The following is a 20,466-nucleotide window of genomic DNA, read 5'->3' as shown; positions in this document are numbered from 1 at the left end:
GCTCACTCCTACATTAGATCTCCATAGGTCTGTATGACTCGGTTGTGATCACCATGAATACTTCAACTGCCAAAGCCCACCTCGACCTGTCGCAACCCCAGCGCAAGGTCCGCGTACGCAACCCCGGCTGGTTTCTGGTCAGCCCTTCGGTGGCCCTGTTGCTGCTGTGGATGATCGTGCCGCTGGGCATGACCATCTACTTTTCGATGATCCGCTACAACCTGCTCTACCCCGGTGAAAACGAGTTCGTCGGGCTGGAAAACTTCAGCTATTTCCTGACTGACTCGGGCTTCATGCCCGGTGCCACCAATACGCTGTTGCTGGTCGGTAGTGTGTTGCTGATCAGCGTGGTGCTCGGCGTGCTCATCAGTGCGCTATTGGAAGCGAGCGAATTCCTCGGTCGCGGCATCGTGCGGGTCATGCTGATTTCGCCGTTCTTCATCATGCCCACGGTCGGTGCGCTGATCTGGAAGAACCTGATTTTCCATCCGGTCTCCGGAATCCTCGCTTACGTCTGGAAGCTGTTCGGCGCACAACCGGTGGACTGGCTCGCCCACTACCCGTTGCTGTCGATCATCATCATTGTGTCGTGGCAATGGCTGCCCTTCGCGATCCTGATCCTGATGACCGCGATGCAGTCCCTCGACCAGGAGCAGAAAGAAGCTGCGCGCCTCGACGGTGCCGGGCCGATCGCGATCTTCTGGCACCTGACCCTGCCACATCTGGCGCGGCCGATTGCCGTGGTGGTGATGATCGAAACGATCTTCCTGCTGTCGGTGTTCGCCGAGATTTTCACCACCACCAACGGCGGCCCCGGCTACGCCTCGACCAACCTCGCGTACCTGATCTACAACCAGGCGCTGGTGCAGTTCGACGTCGGCATGGCCTCGGCGGGCGGCTTGATTGCCGTGGTCATCGCCAACATCGCCGCGATCATTCTGGTGCGGATGATCGGCAAAAACCTGACTGACAAAGCCTGAGGCCTGCCATGACTCTCCAACAATCCCGCCGGCTGCAAAGCCTGCTGCTCGGCACCCTGGCCTGGGCCATCGCGATCGTGATTTTCTTCCCGATCTTCTGGATGGTGATGACCAGTTTCAAAACCGAAATCGACGCGTTCGCCACGCCGCCGCAGTTCATCTTCACGCCGACGCTGGAGAACTACCTGCACATCAACGAGCGCAGCGACTACTTCAGTTTCGCCTGGAACTCGGTGGTGATTTCCTTCAGCGCCACGGCCCTGTGCCTGCTGATCGCGGTGCCGGCGGCGTACTCAATGGCGTTCTACGAAACCCAGCGCACCAAAGGCACGCTGCTGTGGATGCTCTCGACCAAGATGCTGCCGCCAGTGGGCGTGCTGATGCCAATCTACTTGCTGGCGAAGAGTTTCGGCCTGCTCGACACGCGCATCGCGCTGATCGTGATCTACACGCTGATCAACCTGCCGATCGTGGTCTGGATGGTTTACACCTACTTCAAGGACATCCCCAAAGACATCCTCGAAGCCGCCCGCCTCGACGGCGCCACGCTGTGGCAGGAAATGGTCCGCGTGCTGCTGCCGATCGCCAAGGGTGGCCTCGCCTCGACCGTGCTGCTGTCGCTGATCCTGTGCTGGAACGAGGCGTTCTGGTCGCTGAATCTGACCTCGTCGAAAGCTGCGCCACTGACTGCGTTGATCGCCTCGTATTCAAGTCCGGAAGGTTTGTTCTGGGCCAAGTTATCGGCGGTGTCGACCCTGGCGTGTGCGCCGATTCTGATCTTCGGCTGGATCAGCCAGAAACAACTGGTGCGCGGCCTCTCGTTCGGCGCCGTGAAATGAAGATTGAAAAGCAAAAGATCGCAGCCTTCGGCAGCTCCTACGCGGAATGTCGTATCGGCCTATCTCTCCTGTAGGAGCTGCCGCAGGCTGCGATCTTTTGATCTTAAAAAAACAACAATGCGGAGGCCCATCCTCATGGCCAACCTGAAAATCAAGAATCTGCGAAAAGGCTTCGAAGGTTTCTCCATCATCAAAGGCATCGACCTGGAAGTGAACGACAAGGAATTCGTGGTCTTCGTCGGCCCGTCGGGCTGCGGCAAATCCACCTTGCTGCGGCTGATTGCCGGTCTGGAAGAAGTCAGCGACGGCACCATCGAGCTCGATGGCCGCGACATCACCGAAGTCAGCCCGGCCAAGCGCGATCTGGCGATGGTGTTCCAGACTTACGCGCTGTACCCGCACATGACCGTGAAGAAGAACATGTCGTTCGCCCTCGATCTGGCCGGCGTGCCGAAAGCCGAAGTCGAGAAGAAAGTCGGTGAAGCCGCGCGCATTCTCGAACTCGGGCCGATGCTCGAGCGCAAGCCGAAACAGCTCTCCGGTGGCCAGCGTCAGCGCGTCGCGATTGGCCGTGCCATCGTGCGCAACCCGAAAATATTCCTCTTCGACGAACCGCTGTCCAACCTCGACGCCGCGCTGCGCGTGCAGATGCGTCTGGAGTTGCTGCGCCTGCACAAAGACCTGCAAGCGACGATGATTTACGTGACCCATGATCAGGTTGAAGCGATGACCATGGCCGACAAAGTCGTGGTGCTCAACGGCGGCAAAATCGAACAAGTCGGCTCGCCGCTGGATCTGTATCACCAACCGGCCAACCTGTTCGTCGCCGGGTTCCTCGGTACGCCGAAAATGGGTTTCCTCAAGGGCAAGATCGCCCGCGTCGATGGCCAGAGCTGTGAAGTCTCACTGGACGCCGGCACGCGCATCACCCTGCCGTTCAACGCCGCCAATCTGAGTGTCGGCAGCGCCGTGACCCTGGGCATTCGCCCGGAACATCTGGAACTGGCGCAAGCGGGCGACTGCACCCTGCAAGTCACCGCCGACGTCAGTGAACGCCTGGGCAGCGACACTTTCTGCCACGTCACCACCAACGTCGGTGAAGCCCTGACCATGCGCGTGCGCGGCGATCTGGCCAGCCGTTACGGCGAACAACTGAGCCTGCACCTCGACCCGGCGCACTGCCATTTATTCGATGCCGAAGGTGTCGCGCTGACCCGTCCGCTGCGCGCTGCGGCCTGATTTCGAGAATTCCCGATGAAACTCAACCAACAAAACCTCCAACGTCTGGCCAGCGAAGTAAAACTGCCGGCCTACAGCCTCAGCGAAACCCGCCAAGGCATCGCCCACATCGGTGTCGGCGGCTTTCATCGCGCGCATCAGGCGTATTACACCGACGCCTTGATGAACACCGGCGAAGCCCTCGACTGGGCGATTTGCGGCGTCGGCCTGCGCACTGAGGACCGCCGCGCCCGCGATGATCTCAAGGAACAGGATTACCTGTTCACCCTGTTCGAACTGGGTGACAGCGACGACACCGAAGTGCGGGTGATTGGTGCGATTCGCGACATGCTGCTGGCCGAGGACGGCGCTCAGGCGTTGATCGATAAACTTGCCGACCCACAGATCCGCATCGTCTCGCTGACCATCACCGAGGGCGGTTACTGCATCGACGACAGCAACGGCGAATTCATGGCGCACCTGCCGCAGATCCAGCACGATCTGGCCCATCCGGAGGCGCCGAAAACCGTATTCGGTTTCTTGTGTGCAGCCCTGGAAAAACGCCGGGCGGCGGGCATCCCGGCGTTTACCGTGATGTCTTGCGATAACCTGCCGCACAACGGCGCCGTGACGCGCAAAGCGCTGCTGGCATTTGCCACGTTGCGCAACAGCAATCTGTGCAGCTGGATCGACGCCAACGTCAGTTTCCCCAACGCCATGGTCGACCGCATCACCCCCATGACCAGCACCGCGCATCGCTTGCAACTGGCCGATAAACACGGGGTCGACGATGCCTGGCCGGTGGTCTGCGAGCCGTTCGTGCAATGGGTACTGGAGGACAAATTCGTCAACGGCCGCCCGGCTTGGGAAAAGGTCGGCGTGCAGTTCACCGACGATGTTTCGCCCTATGAAGAAATGAAGATCAAACTGCTCAACGGCAGCCACTTGGCGCTGACGTACCTGGGCTTTTTGAAGGGCTACCGTTTTGTTCACGAAACCATGAACGACCCGCTGTTCGTGCGCTACATGCGCGCTTATATGGACCTGGACGTGACCCCGCAACTGGCGCCGGTGCCGGGCATTGATCTGCGGGACTACAAGGACACGCTGGTTGCGCGCTTCTCCAATCAGGCGATTGCCGATCAGCTGGAGCGGGTGTGTTCGGACGGTTCGTCGAAGTTTCCCAAGTTCACCATTCCTACCATCAACCGGTTGATTGCTGATGGGCAGGAGACCAAACGTGCGGCGTTGGTGGTGGCGGCGTGGGCGTTGTATTTGAAGGGTGTGGATGAAAATGGCGATAGCTATTCGATCCCGGATCCGCGCGCGGCGTTTTGTCAGGCGTTGGTGGCGGACGATGCTTTAATGACCCAGCGGTTGTTGGCGGTTGAGGAGATTTTCGGCACGGCGATACCGCGTTCGGCGGAGTTTGTGGCGGCGTTTGAATGGTGCTGCAACAGCTTGCGCGAGGACGGTGTGACGCGGACTTTGCAGCGGATTCTGGATTGAAAAGCCCCTCACCCTAGCCCTCTCCCAGAGGGAGAGGGAACTGACCGAGTGGTTCTTTCGGAATACATCGACCTGACAGTCCGGAGTCGAACTCAGGATTTGAACAACCTCTGATTTAGAGAACCGGAGTCGAACTCAGGTTTTGAACAGCCCCCGATCGGCTCCCTTCCCCCTCGCCCCCTTGGGGGAGAGGGCTGGGGTGAGGGGGTAAGCTCTTGATCTTCACCGCAACCCAACGGGTTCACACATGACAACACAACAACTCTTCCTGGGCATCGACTGCGGCACCCAAGGCACCAAAGCGATCATCCTCGACGCCACCAGCGGCCAAGTCCTCGGCCAAGGCGCCGCCGCACACACGATGATCAGCGGCGCCAACGGCCGCCGCGAACAAGACACCCAGCAGTGGCTGGAAGCCTTTACCCTCGCTACCCGTCAGGCATTGCAGGCGGCGAATGTAGACGGCCAATCGATCCTCGGCATCGGCGTCTCCGGCCAGCAACACGGCCTGGTTCTGCTCGATGATCAAGGCGAAGTCCTGCGCCCGGCCAAGCTCTGGTGCGACACCGAAACCAGCGCCGAAAACGACCGTCTGCTCACTCATCTGGGTGGCGAGAAAGGTTCGCTGGAACGCCTCGGCGTAGTCATCGCGCCAGGCTACACGGTGTCGAAACTGCTCTGGATCAAAGAACAACACCCCGTGGTGTTCTCACGCATCGCACGCATTCTGCTGCCCCACGACTACCTGAACTTCTGGCTCACCGGCCGCGCCTGCAGCGAATACGGCGACGCCTCCGGCACCGGCTACTTCAACGTGCGCACCCGCCAGTGGGACTTGCAACTGCTGCGCGACATCGACGCCAGCGGACGCCTGCAAGCGGCGCTACCAGAGCTGATCGATGCGCACCAAAGCGTCGGCACCATCCTCCCGGCCATCGCCGAACACCTCGGCATCAACCCCAATGCACTGGTCTCCAGCGGCGGCGGCGACAACATGATGGGCGCCATCGGCACCGGCAATATTCAGCCCGGCGCGATCACCATGAGCCTCGGTTCTTCCGGCACGGTGTACGCCTATTCCGAGGTACCAAAAGTCAGCCCTGACGCCTCGGTCGCGACGTTCTGTTCGTCCAGCGGCGGCTGGTTGCCACTGATCTGCACCATGAACCTGACCAACGCCACCGGCGCGATTCGCGAGCTGTTCGACCTCGATCTGCAGCAGTTCAACGACCTCGTCGCCCAATCACCCATCGGCGCCGATGGCGTGAGCATGCTGCCGTTCCTCAACGGTGAACGGGTTCCCGCCCTGCCCCACGCCACCGGCAGCCTGCACGGCTTGACGCTGGATAACCTGACCCAGGCCAACCTCTGCCGTGCCGCCGTCGAAGGCACCACCTTCGGTCTACGTTACGGACTGGATTTGCTCCGCCAGAATGGTTTACAAAGCCGCAGCATTTGCCTGATCGGCGGCGGTTCGAAAAGCGCGGTGTGGCGGCAGATCGTCGCAGACATCATGAACACCCCGGTGATCTGCACCGAACAAAGCGAAGCCGCCGCCCTCGGCGCAGCGATACAAACGGCGTGGTGCAAATCCTGGTCGAACGGCCACGAAAACACCCTCGCCGACCTGTGTCAGCGCTGCGTGAAACTCGATTCAAGCAGTGAAACCCTGCCGATTGCCGCCAACGTCGCGGCGTTCCAGCAGGCCTATGAACGCTATCAACAGCATGTCGCAACCCTATAAAGAGCAAACAATTATGTATTTGGTGTGTGGCGAAGCCCTGTTTGATTTTTTCAGTGAAGACGACGCCAGCGGTCTGGCCTCGAAAGTGAATTTCAAGGCGATTGCCGGCGGCTCGCCGTTCAACGTCGCCGTCGGTTTGCGCCGTTTGGGCGTGGACTCGGCCTTGTTTGGTGGACTGTCCACCGATTACCTCGGCCGTCGTTTGCAGCGAGTGCTGCAGGACGAAGGTGTGCGCCCGGACTATCTGGTGGATTTCGCCGCGCCGACCACATTGGCCATGGTTGCCGTCGGTGCAAATGGCTCGCCGCATTACAGCTTTCGCGGTGAAGGCTGTGCCGATCGACAACTGAGTCTTGCGCATCTGCCAGCGCTGGGTCCTGAGGTGCGCGGCTTGCACATCGGCTCGTTCTCGCTGGTGGTGCAGCCAATTGGCGACACCTTGCTGACACTGGTGCAACGCGAGAGCGGCAAACGCCTGATCACCCTCGACCCCAACGTACGCCTCAATCCCGAGCCGAACATCGACCTGTGGCGCGAGCGCATCGCGACGCTGGTGCCACTCGCCGATCTGATCAAGGTCAGCGACGAAGACTTGAGCCTGCTCTTCCCCGAACAGGACCCACAACGCGTGATCGAAGGCTGGCTCGTACAGCGCTGCAAAATCGTCTTCCTCACCCGGGGCGGCGACGGCGCCACTGTATTCAGCCGCCAGCATGGCAACTGGTCGGTGCCGGCGGCCTCGGTGAAAATCGCCGACACCGTTGGCGCGGGCGATACCTTCCAGGCCGCGCTGATCACCTGGCTGACCGAGCACGGCCTGGATTCGGTCGAAGGCGTGCAGCAACTCGATCGCGAGCAGATCGACGCCATGCTCAGGTTCGCCGTGCAAGCCGCCGCGCTGACCTGCAGCAAGACCGGTCCGGATCTGCCCTATCGTCACCAATTGCGCTGAGCGCGTAGACTGTCGGCCTTTTTGCGCACGACGGGATAACGGCTTTTGAATTACGGGCAGACGCTTGGACTACTGACACTGGCAACACTACTGAGCGGGTGCGGCACCTCGCCGCCCCGTTCGCCGGAAGACATCTGTGAAATCTTCCGCGAAAAAAGCGACTGGTACGACGCTGCGCAAGTCACGCAAAAACGCTGGGGCGTGCCGATTCAGGTGCCCTTCGCGATCATGTATCAGGAATCCGGCTACCGCTACGACGCCAAGACCCCGCGCAAATACCTGCTGTGGGTGATCCCGTGGGGCCGCGTTTCCACCGCCTCGGGTTATGCGCAAGCCAAAGATGAAGTCTGGGCCGACTATCAGAAAAGTACTGGCCGCGGCGGTGCCGATCGCGAAGACTTCGACGACGCCATCGACTTTGTCGGCTGGTACATGGACAAGACCTACTCGATCAACGGCGTGTACAAGTACGACGCCTACAACCAGTACCTCAACTATCACGAAGGCTGGGGCGGCTTTCGCAACAAGACCTACGCGAGCAAAGCCTGGCTGATGCCGACGGCGCGCAAAGTGCAGAACCGTTCGGACGTGTATGCGCGGCAATATGCCGGGTGTAAGGAAGATTTGAATCGGGGGTTCTGGAGCCGGTTCTGGCATTGGTTATAGCAGCAATTTCAAGGGCCCCATCGCGAGCAGGCTCACTCCTACATTTGATCGTCGTCGGACACAAAACCTGAGTCCACTGAAGATCCCCTGTAGGAGTGAGCCTGCTCGCGATAGCGCCCGATCAAGCACTACACATCCAGACCTACAACACCGAAAAGCTATAACTCACAATCAACCGGGTCTCATCCACATCCCGGGCAAACTTCTCATAGTTGGTCCGGTAAGTCGCATTACGCAAACGCAGACTCACATCCTTGAACGTGCCCGTCTGAATCACATACTTCAGCTCGCTGTCGCGTTCCCACTCCTTGCCTTCCTGATCACTGCCCAACACCTTGATGTGGTCACCGTTCACATAACGAGTCAGGAAGCTCAAACCGTTAATGCCAATGGCCTTGAAGTCATAGTCATAACGCAACTGCCAGGAACGTTCCTGCGCAGCGGCGAAGTCGTTGACCTGCACGTAGTTGACCAGATACGGGTTGCTGCCATCGAGGTACGGCATCGAGTTATCGCCGTTCATGCGCTGCCAACCGGCGCTGAACGTGTGGCCGCTGTGCGCATAGGACAGCATACCGCTCAACGCACGGTTATCGATGGAACCGGCCTTGGCATCACCGCTGTCGGCACTTTTCAGCACGCGCAGATCCGCTTTAAGTACACCGCCAGCTAACGGTTGATTACCCGAAAGCCCGACAAAGTGCTGACGATAAATGTCTTCCAGTTCAGCGTAGTGATACTGCGCGGTCAGGCGATCGTTGATCTTGTAGTCGAAGCCGTACATGTCGAAATGGTCGGCGGTGGTGTTGCAGGCGTAGCGCTTGTTCTTGCAGTGCACACGGATGTCTTGCGAATCGGTGGAGTCGCGCGCGGTGTACTTGTCCAGGCGCGCGGCCATGAAGGTCAGGCCTTTCAGCTCTTTAGAAGTCAGCATGGCGCCGTTGAACATGGTCGGCAGCAAACGGCCGTCGTTATATTTCAGCAACGGCAGATCCGGCAGCAGCGCGCCGTACTTCAGCACCGTGTCCGAGACCTTGACCTTGGCGGTCAGGCCCATTTTCGCGTATTGGCCTTTCGAGCCGCGCGGATCGTTGCCGCTGGAAGGCAGCAAGCCGCTGTTGCTGCGGTCCGGGCTGGAATCGAGTTGAAAGCCGAGCATGCCCAGCGCATCGAGACCAAAACCCACGGTGCCCTCGGTGTAGCCCGATTGCAGGTTGAGAATAAAACCCTGTGCCGACTCTTCACGCTTGGATGCGCCCTGAGCGTTCGAGGTGCTCCCATCACGGAAATCGCGGTTGAAGTACACCGTGCGCGACTCGATTTTCGCCGTGGTGTCTTCAAGAAATCCGCTGGCCTGAACCTGTGCGGTAAAACCTGCGCACAGCACAAAGGCTCCGAAGCCAAACGACTGGCGCGGGGTGATGAGGGGAAATGGGGGACGCATGAAAAACTCCAACAATGCAGCGTTTGCGCAAGCGCGCAACAAGCCAGAAAAATAGCTCCCGTCCCGGGTCAGATTGAACCAGGAGAAAGTGAACACGCAGGGGTGAGCGGCAATGATGGCAGATGGCTTTGACGTGCTACAGGCGACTTTAGTCTGAATCTGACTGAGGATTCTTCAACGCAGGGTTGTGGGAAAAGTTGCCGGCAATCAACGCCAATTCGCACGAAACGCCCGGTTTCACTGGGCGAAACACCTCATCTAAGGGTTTTCCCTATACCGCAAACCTGCCAGACCTACGGCTTTTGTGCCTTGAACGAGGCGGCTGAATCCTCCATCATCCGTCACCTGCTTATTCAACGGACGGAATTCAAGGCATGCTGGACGCCAACGCAACCCACATTACCCTCACGCTTGAAGGCGCCAACGCCGACCTGCAAGTCCTCAGTTTCACCGGTCGCGAAGCCCTCAACCAACCGTTCCGTTTCGACCTCGAACTCGTCAGCGCCCGCCCGGACCTCAAGCTCGAAGAGCTGTTGCACAAGCCCGGCGTCCTGACTTTCGGCCCGACCGGCGAAGGCAAGATCCACGGTCTGGTCTATCGCATCGAGCAAGGCGACTCCGGCAAGACCCTGACCCGTTACAGCCTCAGCCTGGTGCCACAACTGGCCTACCTGCGGCACAACCACGATCAGCAGATTTTCCAGCAACTCACCGTGCCGAAGATCATCGCCCAGGTGCTGGAAGATCGCGGCATCCTTGCCGACGCCTACAGCTTCCAGCTCAACGCCGAATACCCGGAACGCGAGTACTGCGTGCAGTACGACGAATCCGACCTGCATTTCATCCAGCGCCTGTGCGAAGAAGAAGGCATCCACTTCCACTTCCAGCACAGCAGCAGCGGCCACAAACTGGTGTTCGGCGACGACCAGACTGTGTTCCGCAAGCTGAAACCGGTGAGCTACCAGCAAGACTCCGGCATGGCCGCCGACAAACCGGTGATCAAACGCTTCAACCTGCGTCTGGAAACCCGCACTACGCGCGTCAGCCGCCGCGACTACGACTTCGAAAAACCGCAGATCCTCCCCGAAGGCACGGCGAAAAGCACCTTTGCCCCGGACCTCGAAGACTACGACTACCCCGGCCGCTTCACCACCCGCGAGCGCGGCAAGTTCCTTTCCACCCGTGCGCTGGAACGCCATCGCAGCGACTACAAACTCGCCGAAGGCAAAGGTGACGAACCGACCCTCACCAGCGGCCATTTCCTCACGCTCGCCGAACACCCGCGCGCCGAGTGGAATGAACTGTGGCTGCTGCTGGAAGTTTTCCACGAAGGCAAACAACCGCAAGTCCTCGGCGAAAACGTCACCAGCGACGTCACCGACAACAAAAGCGATTTCCACCAGGGCTACCGCAACAGCTTCCTAGCCACTCCATGGGACGCGCACTACCGCCCTGCCCTTGAACACCCGAAACCAAAAGTCCTCGGCAGCCAGACCGCCGTCGTCACCGGCCCGGCGGGCGAAGAGATTCACTGCGACCAATACGGCCGCATCAAGGTGCAATTCCACTGGGACCGCGACGGCCAGTCCAACGACAAAACCACCTGCTGGATGCGCGTCGCCAGCGGCTGGGCCGGCGCCGCGTACGGCGGCATCGCCATCCCGCGCATCGGCATGGAAGTCCTCGTCACCTTCCTCGAAGGCGATCCCGACCAGCCGCTGGTCACCGGTTGCCTGTACCACAAGGAAAACGTCGTCCCCTACGACCTGCCGGCGAACAAGACCCGCAGCACCTTCAAAACCCTGAGTTCACCGGGTGGCAAGGGCTACAACGAATTCCGCATCGAAGACAAGAAAGGCGTCGAGCAAATCTACATCCACGCCCAACGCGACTGGGACGAAAACATCGAGCACGACCAGAAAATCCGCGTCGGCAACGAACGGCACGACACCGTCGAAGCCAACACGCTGAGCGAATTCAAGGTTGAAGAACACCGCATCACCCATCTGGACCGCATCAGCGAAATGCGCGCCGACGAGCACCTGACCGTCGGCGTGACCCAGCACGTAAAAGTCGGCACCGCTCAATTCGTCGAAGCCGGCAGCGAAATCCACTACCACGCCGGCGACAAGGTCGTGGTAGACGCCGGCATGGAACTCACCGCCAAGGCTGGCGGCAGTTTCGTCAAGGTCGACGCCGGCGGCGTGACCATCAGCGGCGCTGAAGTGAAGGTCAATACCGGCGGCGCACCTGGTGTGGGCACCGGGATCGGGATTTTGGTGCCGTTGATTCCGGGGTTGGCGGCGGCGGACATCGCCGGAAGGCTGATGGAAAAAGCCAAGGCCAATCCGACGTGGCTGGAGTTGAATTTGCACTACGACAATCTGGAACCGGTGCCGGGCGCGTCTTATCGCGTTGATTTTGCCGATGGCTCGACCCGCGAAGGCGTGCTGGACGATGACGGCTTCGCCCGGTTGGAAGACGTGCCGAAAGGACCGGCCAAAGTGTATTACGGCGAGGATCCGCGGCCGTTCAGCCGCGAAAGTGTCGCGGTGGTGCAGAACTCGGACGAAAAAGTTAACGAAGATTTACGCAAGCTCGGCCTGGACCCGAACCAGGTTGATTTACAAGCATTAGTGGAGAAAGCCGCAGGGAGGCTGACATGAGCGAGGCAGTAGCTGAGAGCGCAAACGACGGCGGCGAAGACCGTAGTGCCGCCTATCAAGAAGCCGCCGTTGAGCTGGCAAAAGGCATCGCGCTAGGTGCAGTGCCGTTCCTGGGGCAAGCCATCGATGCCTACGACACCATTGAATCCGCGATCGTCCTCTACAACGCAGAGTCGACCGATGGCAAGGAAGACGCACAGTTCGACCTGCTGATGGCCGTCATCGGCTGGATTCCAGGCCCCGGCGACGGCCTGAAAAAAAGCCTGCGCATCGTCAACAAAGACCCGCAGCGCTATGCCCCGGTACTGTTCGACCTGCTCCGCTTCGTCCTGCAAGAATGCGGAATCAAAACCAGCCCCGAAGAACTGCTCAAGCAGATATTCAACGCTGGCAAGCTACGCGGCGAACTCGATGAAATCATCACCGGCGTCAAAGGCTCCTCGACGTTCCAGAGCCTGCCCAACTGGGCAAAAACCTCCGTCGTCACCGTCCTCGCCTCCTCCCGCGACAACATGCCGGCCATGGTCGGGATCGTTGAAAAGCGACTGGTGAAATGGAAAGGCATGCAGCGCAATAGCTCGGCAGCCGGCTCCGGCTCCAGCCACCCGAAAAGAGCGGAAAAACCCGCCAACAAAGACTCCTCGGTTGCAGCGAAAGGCACCGATGGCGCCAGTGGCACCCACTCCAATCAGGTCGAAGCCTCGAAAATGGGCCTTCAGGCCCCTTCCAGCATTTTGAACGAAGGTTTGGGAGTGAGTGGCGAACACATTGCGGACTACATCTGTGCAGTGGAGTTTGGCTGGGGAAAGGATTGGGACGGGCATGACAAGGGTGCTGATGGAAAGTGGCTCGAGGGCGTGCCGAGTGCCAGCAAGATGGGCAAGCTTTCGGCGGGCGGGAGTCCTAAGGCGAAGCATGTTCTTTATAAGTTGACGGACGGAGCGAATGGTACGGGCATAGATGCAATCTGGCGCGCAAACCCTTCAAACAATGAAGGTAAGAATTTTGCCATCATCGAGGCAAAAGCAAGCCGAGATGAGGATGCGCCTAAGTTTATGCGTAAACCAAATAACACTAGAAAACCTGGGGTTGGTTCAAAGCTAGGTGTTTCAGGCCTTACTGACCCTAGCGACTTGCTCGAACCGGTAGAAAATGCCTCTGATAGCGCCCAAAACAAGACACCTTTAAGGTCAGGAAAAAACAAACCGACCACCACTAAAAACAAGCAAAGCTCAGCATCAAAGACAAGGGAAATACTTGTTCAGATGAGCGAAGAGTGGATCGATAGACATGTCAAAAAATCCTTTCGGGCTGCATTAGCTGTGCAAATAAAAAGCTCATATAGTCGCCATCTTTTTTATTCACCTTTATACCACCCGAGCATGAGCCCCAAAGATCACGCTGGCGCACGCCTTAACAACTCTAGCGACGAAACTCACCAAAACCACAAGGCCTTTCATTATAAGGACGCCGAAATCAAAGCTTTCGTGAATAAGCGAAAAAAATCTTTGATTAGAAAATATGGCAAATTAGAGACGCTCACGCTTGAGGTTTAGAACATGAAAAAAAGACAGAAATTCTACTCTGAAAATCAATATAGAATCTTCCTACAAGAGTACGAAGAAGTTCTTGAATTCTGTAAAACAAACACCTTCCAATCTAGCTCTCCAGAGCAAGAAGCCTCACTTCGAGCCAGACACCTCCAGGATCTCTTGCTTGATAAAATTTTAGCCACCTACACAGCTGGAGAAGAGATAAATACACTTATTCCATTGCTTGAGGAGCTAATAGAAAAATATGAAATTCGGCAAAAAAAATTAGCCATCTACGAACAAGCACCCAAAATCTCTCCTTTGGCAATAGATGATTGGTTGGACCAGTATGAAGAATGCGTCCAGGTCATCAGCTTGTGCATACTTTTGCAGCGACCTGATTTATTAAAACGCTTTGTAATTCTTATGGACGAAGCTGGATATGCTGGCGACGACACCTTGTACGAAGACTTACTAAGAAAAACATTGCCAAATAGACATGACGTCGACCAATGGTACCACGACGTATACACACCTTTGATCCAAGCTATATATGCAGATTCTAAAGAAAAGTCATCAACCCTTTTGAATGAATACTGCAAACAGTGGTACACCGCTTTTAAACAAGCTCCGTGGCATGATACTCACCTACAAGGCGAGGACGGAAGTTATGTAGGATATTGGGCTTTCGAAGCTGGCGCGATTGCCTTTTTGTATGGCATAGACGACAGCAAAATAGACCACATGGTTTACCCAAAGGATTTGGTCGAATACGCCCGAAACTATCAGCCAACTAATGCATCTCAAGTTGCTCGCGTTGATTCTGGCCAACCATGCAGCATGACTGGCTATTGGTTTACACCGGCACAAGCAAATTCAAGACGTCATTTCCTTAAGGGTGAAACGATGCCGAGCTTCAGTGATTCCAAATGGGGTCAAACTATTTGGTATTGGTCAGGCGAAGAATAGAATTGCCTCCTACTCGCTCAGAACTTGGCCTACAGTTCTGAGCGAGATGCTCATAGCACACTATTGCAACCCTATGAAATCTCAATAGCAAAACATCTCCGCATAAGTCATCATTCACTATAAGCACTTTGCATCATACTCGCTCAAGATGAGACTAGCCAACATGAAAATAAGACAAGCTTATCTTAGCGAAAATCATTATGAAAATTTCTTAAAAGAACACGACAAAGCAATCAAATTCTTCAAAAGCAATAAATTCAAATCCGATACTGCCGAGGAAGAAGCATCACTTCGCTCAGCTTTTTTTCAGACTCTAGCTCTTGACAAGCTTCTTGCCAGCTATACCGCAGGAGAAAACATAGAGGACCTCGTCCCTCTGTTGGAGGATCTAATTGAACAATACGAGATCCGTCAAAAGACTCTAGCCGAATATGAAAAATCACCAAAAATATCGCCATTGGCACTAGACGACTGGCCGGATCAATACGAGGAAGCCGTTCAAGTTATCAGTCTCTGTATTTTGTTGCACCGAACAGACTTATTACCTCGCTTCGTAAAACTCATCGACCAAGCGGGGTATGCTGGTGATGACACTCTTTACGAAGACTTATTGAAGAAAGTTCTGCCAAACCGCCACGACGTCGATCGTTGGTATCACGACGTATATACACCACTTGTACAAGCCCTATACATTAACAATAAAGTAGAATCTTCAAAGCTTCTAAAAAAATATTGCCAACAATGGTACCCAGCCTTTAAACAGGCTCCTTGGCACGATACTCATTTACAAGGAGAGGATGGTAATTATGTCGGGTACTGGGCCATCGAAGCAGCAGCTATTGCATTTTTATATGGCATAGACGACAGCAAAATAGACCATATGGTCTATCCCAAAGACTTGGTCGAGTACGCTAGAAATTATCGACCAACAAATGGGTCACAGGTTGCTCGTGTTGACGCTGGTCAGCCATGTAGCAAAACTGGCTATTGGTTTACCCCTGCCAAAGCTGAGTCTCGTCGTCACTTCATTCAAGGTGAGGTTATGCCTGACATCAAAGACTCTCATTGGGGGGACACTATTTGGTATTGGTCAGGCGAAGAATAAGCAGTCCTGCTACTCGCTCAGAGTTCATCGTCAGACTCTGAACAAGTACTTATAAAAAGACAAAATAAATAGAAGACTTAAAAACCCGTACCGTCTGTTGATAAATCGAATTCAGGGCATGCTAGCGCCAAGGCAAGCTATTACCATCCGATCTAAGGGGCGAGAACCGTCGTGAACGACAAAATTAAAAACCTCGAAAATTACGCCGAAGATTTGTCATTTAGGCTTTCAGACGGAACATCAGCAGTCAAGCTCGGCGTGATCGCTACACTTTACTTCAAAGGTGGTTACACCACTGACGTTAAAATAGCTGTAATGGATTGTTTTCGGGCCTTTTACCAAGAATTCGGCACTCACTTAAAAGGCCAGATCAAAGACAAACACACCAAGCTTACATCGCAAAATTTTGAAAAGACTGTAGAAAAAATAATCCGTTCAGGCCCGCATGATCAATACGAATGGCAATTAACCAGCGCCGCAAGCATGTATCAAGCTGAAGACTACGGAATTTCAGCCATGAACAGCCGGGAATTGCACGGCGACCATGCTCGATCATATATAAAAATCGTACTTCCTTGGCAGTTTATAACCACCGAACTCGGGTCATCTCGATACAATCACTGGATAGATTTTCTGAGTTCAAAAATCAATGCAGAACACGGGTATGGTGGCTTATCAACAATTCTTCCTTATGATTTCGATAGCTATTTGCCAATAGAGTTTGAACTCGCCCGACGTTACTTGGGGCTTGAGGTTGACTCAATGCCACATAGTTTGACTATCCACCTTATTGACTCTATCAAAGGGGTGAATTGGCAAACTGTGTTAGGTGATCATTTTGTGCAGCAACTTGGTGGAGAGGATGCTCTACGTCAATCGTTTAAAGGTCGCGACGATGTTTATATAGAGCGATACAGTCGCGGCTTGATCATCCGCGCCGGAGATCATCCTCAGCTCGGTGCAATCGAGGACGGCGCGCCACCTTCTTACTTAGTCGTCAATGAAATAGTTAAATCACTCCGCATTCCTACACCTAGTCAGTTGCATACCTACTCTCCACACGGGAACTGCTTCGAAAAAGAAAGCTCCGCGCAATGGTATGCTCGATTTGACCGAGAAGACACTATCGCTAATCCAAGTTATGTCGAGTCTGGAAAACTGTGCCCTCAAGAAGGCATCCAGTTTGAAGAATAGAGGCACCGGGGCTTTCAGGAAGAGAATCGATATGAGTACACGGCAGAAGTTCTTGAGCGAGGCACGCTATTCTAATTTCTTCAGAAACAAGGAAAAGACAAATTTTTTCTTTAGAGATAATACTTTTCAGGCGGACTCAGAGAAACAAGAAAAGTCTCTGAGAGCTCGTCACTTCCAAAAATTGATACTCAAAGAAATACTTATCCGCTATACAGCCGGAAATGAAATAGACACTCTAATCCCATTGGTGGAAAGTCTTGTCGACGGCTACGAAATACTTCAAGAAAAACTGGCTATCCATGAAGGCAGTCCGAACATAACACCGTTAACCATTGATGATTGGTTAGATCAGTACGAAGAATGCGTTCAAGTATTTAGTTTATGCATACTTCTCCATCGTACCGATTTACTAAAACGCTTTGTTGCACTTATTGATCCTGCAGGGTACGCCGGCGACGACACGCTATATGAGGACCTTCTTTGCAAGCTTTTACCGGATCGATACGATGTTGACCGTTGGTACCACGACGTCTACACCCCCCTCGTCCTAGCCATCTACGAAGAAGATAAAGACGAAGCTTCAAATCTATTAAAAAATTACTGCGAAAGTTGGTATCCGGCATTCAAGCAAGCTCCGTGGCATGATTCGCACAAACAGGGTGACGAAGGCAGTTACTTTGGTTATTGGGCTCTGGAAGCTGGGGCTGTAGCGTTTCTGTATGGCATCAACGACAGCAAAATCGATCACATGGTCTACCCCAAGGATCTGGTCGAGTACGCGAGATCGCAAACCATAAAGCCCTAACTCTAAACTACGATATTCGTCACGGACATAACACTTGAAAATACGGCAGAAATATCTTACTGAATTACGTTACGACAATTTCCTGACAAACTACGACGAAGAATTTGAATTCTGGAAGGACAAACTATTCACAGCAGACTCTCCTGAACAAGAGAAGTCTCTACGAGCCAGGAATTTTAAAAACCTCCACTTGGAGCACGTCTTTATGCTCCACACCGCTGGAGAGGACATACAAAGTCTGGTTCAGCTTCTGGAATTGTTGATTGCCAGTTATGAAAAACTCCAGAAATACCAGGCCACTTATGAGCAGATACCTAACATCACTCCTCTGATTATTGATGACTGGCCAGATGAATATGAAGAGTGCCTGCAAGTCATAAGCCTGTGCATCATGTTGCATCGCACTGATTTGCTAAAGCGTTTTGTCTTTTTAATCGATAGTGCGGGATATGCCCATACGGATACTCTGTACGAGGACTTATTGATCAAGGTGTTACCTGAGCGGGCGGATATCGATCAGTGGTATCACGATGTCTCCACGCCGCTGATACAGGCCATTTACGCTGAAGATAGGAATGAGGCATCCAGATTTCTAAGCAATTACTGCGAGAACTGGTATTCCGCCTTTGAGCAGGCACCATGGCATGACACGCACCACGACGGCGAGGAAGGAAGTTACGTCGGATATTGGGCTTTCGAAGCGGGTGCCATTGCTTACTTATACGGCATCGATGACAGCAAAATAGATCACATGATCTACCCTAAGGATTTGGTCGAATATGCCAGAAACCATCAACTTTCTAATAATCCAAGGGCGCCCGTTTAGATGCTGGCCTACCCTGTAGTCATGACAGGAAATTGGTTTACGCCGGCGCAAACCGACTAAAGCAAGTGGAGGTGTAGAGGCATGAAAAATAGACAAAAATTCTTCAGCGAGACTCATTACAAGAACTTCCTGAGAGAGCACGACGAAGTTATAGATTTCTTGAAAACAAACACCTTTGAGTCAGACTCCCCTGAGGAAGAGGCAGCACTTCGCTCTCGGCATTTGCAAAAACTCGCGCTTGACAGGCTTTTGGCGGCTTATACTGCGGGCGAAGAGATCACTTCACTACCTCCCCTCTTAAGTGACTTGATTGACAAGTACGAGACCAGACAAGCAAAACTTGCGATATTCGAAAACACTCCTGAAATATCACCACTCGCGATTGATGACTGGCCCTACCTATATGAAGAGTGCGTACAAGTTATAGGCTTCTGTGCATTACTGCATCGTACCGACCTTCTTAAGCGCTTTGTAAAACTAATGGACGATGCGGGCTATGTCGGCAGTGATACTTTACTTGAAGACCTGCTAATTAAACTATTTCCCGACAGAAAAGATGTGGACCAATGGTTTCACGATATCTATACCCCTTTAGTTCAGGCCATCTACGCAGACAGCAAAGAGGAAGCATCCTCGCGCCTAGAGCAATACTGCTGCCAATGGTATTCAGCATTTGAACAAGCCCCATGGCACGACTTACATCTGCAGGGAGAAAATGGAAACTACGTCGGTTACTGGGCTATAGAGGCTGGAGCAATTGCATTTCTATACGGTATAGACGACAGCAAAATCGATCACATGGTCTACCCCAAGGATCTGGTCGAATACGCTCGCAGCCAGCAACCACAATGAGCTTTTCCAATGCCACGCCATCCACCACTCAGCCTGCCCTCTTTCGACGGCAGGCTTTTTTGAGGGTGAACTCAGGCAGGCGCTTTCCAGTTCAACATTTGCTGCTGCGCCACCTGCAGCAAATCATTGCCATCCTGCGTCAGCAGGTAAAGCGCATGGGTAATGTGTGGAATGTCTTGCACGTCGGCGTGCTTGAAGCACAGGCAATGCAGGGTTTCGAGCAGGTCGGCGGCGGCGCGGATGCGCTGGACGGCAGCTTCGAGGATGTCTTTCGGGTTGGCTTGGGTGTCGATGAGCAGTGTCGGGGTTTCGGTGACGTTGCTGCTGAGGGGGAGATAGCGGTTTTGTAGCAGTTTAATTATTGGCATTTTGATTACTCAACTGTATTAGAAGGTAACCGCCATAGCCGTGACCAAACGGTGGGAGGCGGCCGTGTACAGGCTTGGTCAACCGAGAACAGTTCAAACTCAGCTCGCCCGAAGGCGTCCTGCACACAGCCGCCACAGCTATGCACTTCACGGATCGTGAAATCCGAACGGTGCAAATGATGGCACATATGCAATGAACTTTTCTCAGGTGACCAAACCCGAACCACTGATTTTGCAGCGGCAACCGACAATAACCGCCCCGCTCCAGCCGCCGAAAGCAGACAAGGCACCAGCCTTTGTAGGAATTCGCCAAACCTTCCTGAGAAAACCGCCGCACTCCCTGACAGCCGGCGTTCAGCTCGGTTAACCATCCCTTAACGCCGTGGTCAAAAACTCTACTGAACCGCACGCCCTCAGCCATTCTGGCTGTTGCCCAGTGCGGCAGGTTCGGGTGCATCACGCCGAACTCTAGAACCGCCACTCGGGAGTCCTTTCATGAACATTCGTCCTTTATTGCTCACCGCCGCCCTCGCCTGCACCGCGTTCGCCGGGCTGGCCCAGGCCAATGACACCTCTGCCACGTCCAAAGCCGTGCCGTATGAGTACGGCATGCCGCTGCATGTGGCCAAAGTGGTGTCGTTGACCGAGCCGCCAACGCAACTGTGCAAAGTGGTTACGGCCGATATGAAGTACATCGACAACGCCGGTAAGCCTGAGGAAATCAGTTATCGGAAATTGTCTGACGCGTGCAACTTCCAGAACTGACAGAAACGTCTGATTTGCGGGTTTGCGGTAGG

General features: G+C 54.7%; 16 protein-coding genes and 2 pseudogenes. 16 read left to right on the top strand and 2 right to left on the bottom strand.

Going from position 1 to position 20,466, the window contains the following annotated elements:
- The first annotated feature begins 53 nt into the window (after window positions 1-53).
- The 7 genes from FGA82_RS09175 to FGA82_RS09145 all read left to right on the top strand — a co-directional run bounded on the left by FGA82_RS09175 (window position 54) and on the right by FGA82_RS09145 (window position 7,908).
- Window positions 54-980, top strand: a complete 927-nt coding sequence (locus tag FGA82_RS09175) for a carbohydrate ABC transporter permease (RefSeq protein ID WP_141126846.1) — start codon at window positions 54-56, stop codon at window positions 978-980.
- 8 nt (window positions 981-988) lie between these two features.
- Entirely contained in the window at window positions 989-1,819 is an 831-nt protein-coding gene (locus tag FGA82_RS09170) for a carbohydrate ABC transporter permease (protein WP_034154211.1), read from the top strand.
- 135 nt (window positions 1,820-1,954) lie between these two features.
- On the top strand, window positions 1,955-3,058 hold the full coding sequence (locus FGA82_RS09165) for an ABC transporter ATP-binding protein (protein ID WP_141126845.1): 1,104 nt from the start codon (window positions 1,955-1,957) through the stop codon (window positions 3,056-3,058).
- Between the two features lie 15 nt (window positions 3,059-3,073).
- Entirely contained in the window at window positions 3,074-4,546 is a 1,473-nt protein-coding gene (locus FGA82_RS09160; RefSeq protein WP_141126844.1) for a mannitol dehydrogenase family protein, read from the top strand.
- A gap of 247 nt (window positions 4,547-4,793) precedes the next feature.
- Window positions 4,794-6,290: a xylulokinase gene (gene xylB / locus FGA82_RS09155; protein ID WP_141126843.1), complete on the top strand. Its 1,497-nt coding sequence runs from the start codon at window positions 4,794-4,796 to the stop codon at window positions 6,288-6,290.
- 13 nt (window positions 6,291-6,303) lie between these two features.
- Window positions 6,304-7,242: a carbohydrate kinase family protein gene (locus tag FGA82_RS09150; protein ID WP_141126842.1), complete on the top strand. Its 939-nt coding sequence runs from the start codon at window positions 6,304-6,306 to the stop codon at window positions 7,240-7,242.
- Between the two features lie 45 nt (window positions 7,243-7,287).
- Window positions 7,288-7,908: a hypothetical protein gene (locus FGA82_RS09145; RefSeq protein WP_141126841.1), complete on the top strand. Its 621-nt coding sequence runs from the start codon at window positions 7,288-7,290 to the stop codon at window positions 7,906-7,908.
- 142 nt (window positions 7,909-8,050) lie between these two features.
- Here the strand turns inward: FGA82_RS09145 and FGA82_RS09140 are convergent, their stop codons facing one another.
- Window positions 8,051-9,352, bottom strand: a complete 1,302-nt coding sequence (locus FGA82_RS09140; protein ID WP_141126840.1) for an OprD family porin — start codon at window positions 9,350-9,352, stop codon at window positions 8,051-8,053.
- Window positions 9,353-9,726: 374 nt separating this feature from the next.
- Between FGA82_RS09140 and tssI the strand changes: the two genes are divergently transcribed.
- The 8 genes and pseudogenes from tssI to FGA82_RS09100 form a co-directional block, all read left to right on the top strand.
- On the top strand, window positions 9,727-12,018 hold the full coding sequence (gene tssI, locus FGA82_RS09135) for a type VI secretion system tip protein VgrG (RefSeq protein ID WP_141126839.1): 2,292 nt from the start codon (window positions 9,727-9,729) through the stop codon (window positions 12,016-12,018).
- Window positions 12,015-13,574 (top strand): hypothetical protein, encoded by a 1,560-nt coding sequence (locus tag FGA82_RS09130; protein ID WP_141126838.1) that lies wholly within the window; start codon window positions 12,015-12,017, stop codon window positions 13,572-13,574. Before tssI ends, FGA82_RS09130 begins: the two co-directional genes overlap by 4 nt.
- Window positions 13,575-13,577: 3 nt before the next feature.
- Window positions 13,578-14,519 carry a PoNe immunity protein domain-containing protein gene (locus FGA82_RS09125; protein WP_141126837.1) on the top strand — a complete coding sequence of 314 codons (942 nt, stop codon included), beginning with the start codon at window positions 13,578-13,580 and terminating at the stop codon, window positions 14,517-14,519.
- A gap of 163 nt (window positions 14,520-14,682) precedes the next feature.
- Complete coding sequence (locus FGA82_RS09120; protein WP_141126836.1) at window positions 14,683-15,624, top strand: PoNe immunity protein domain-containing protein; 942 nt, start codon at window positions 14,683-14,685, stop codon at window positions 15,622-15,624.
- 171 nt (window positions 15,625-15,795) lie between these two features.
- The gene (locus tag FGA82_RS09115; protein WP_141126835.1) at window positions 15,796-16,818 is read left to right on the top strand and encodes a type VI immunity family protein; all 1,023 of its coding nucleotides are present in this window, start codon (window positions 15,796-15,798) and stop codon (window positions 16,816-16,818) included.
- A gap of 31 nt (window positions 16,819-16,849) precedes the next feature.
- Window positions 16,850-17,605: pseudogene (locus FGA82_RS09110) on the top strand (PoNe immunity protein domain-containing protein); the annotation flags it as partial.
- Window positions 17,606-17,657: 52 nt separating this feature from the next.
- Window positions 17,658-18,449 (top strand): PoNe immunity protein domain-containing protein, encoded by a 792-nt coding sequence (locus FGA82_RS09105; protein ID WP_141126833.1) that lies wholly within the window; start codon window positions 17,658-17,660, stop codon window positions 18,447-18,449.
- An 81-nt stretch (window positions 18,450-18,530) separates the two neighbouring features.
- Window positions 18,531-19,292: pseudogene (locus FGA82_RS09100) on the top strand (PoNe immunity protein domain-containing protein); the annotation flags it as partial.
- 80 nt (window positions 19,293-19,372) lie between these two features.
- Here the strand turns inward: FGA82_RS09100 and FGA82_RS09095 are convergent.
- Window positions 19,373-19,669, bottom strand: a complete 297-nt coding sequence (locus FGA82_RS09095) for a hypothetical protein (RefSeq protein WP_038368500.1) — start codon at window positions 19,667-19,669, stop codon at window positions 19,373-19,375.
- A gap of 495 nt (window positions 19,670-20,164) precedes the next feature.
- Here FGA82_RS09095 and FGA82_RS09085 point away from each other — a divergent pair, with 495 nt between their 5' ends.
- Window positions 20,165-20,434 carry a DUF2790 domain-containing protein gene (locus FGA82_RS09085; protein WP_016985200.1) on the top strand — a complete coding sequence of 90 codons (270 nt, stop codon included), beginning with the start codon at window positions 20,165-20,167 and terminating at the stop codon, window positions 20,432-20,434.
- The last annotated feature ends 32 nt before the right edge of the window (window positions 20,435-20,466 follow it).

The organism is Pseudomonas fluorescens, assembly GCF_005938625.1.
GTDB lineage: Bacteria > Pseudomonadota > Gammaproteobacteria > Pseudomonadales > Pseudomonadaceae > Aquipseudomonas > Aquipseudomonas fluorescens_BD.
The sequence above is the reverse complement of the archived record's forward strand: the minus strand, read 5'-3'. Positions and strand labels throughout refer to the sequence as shown.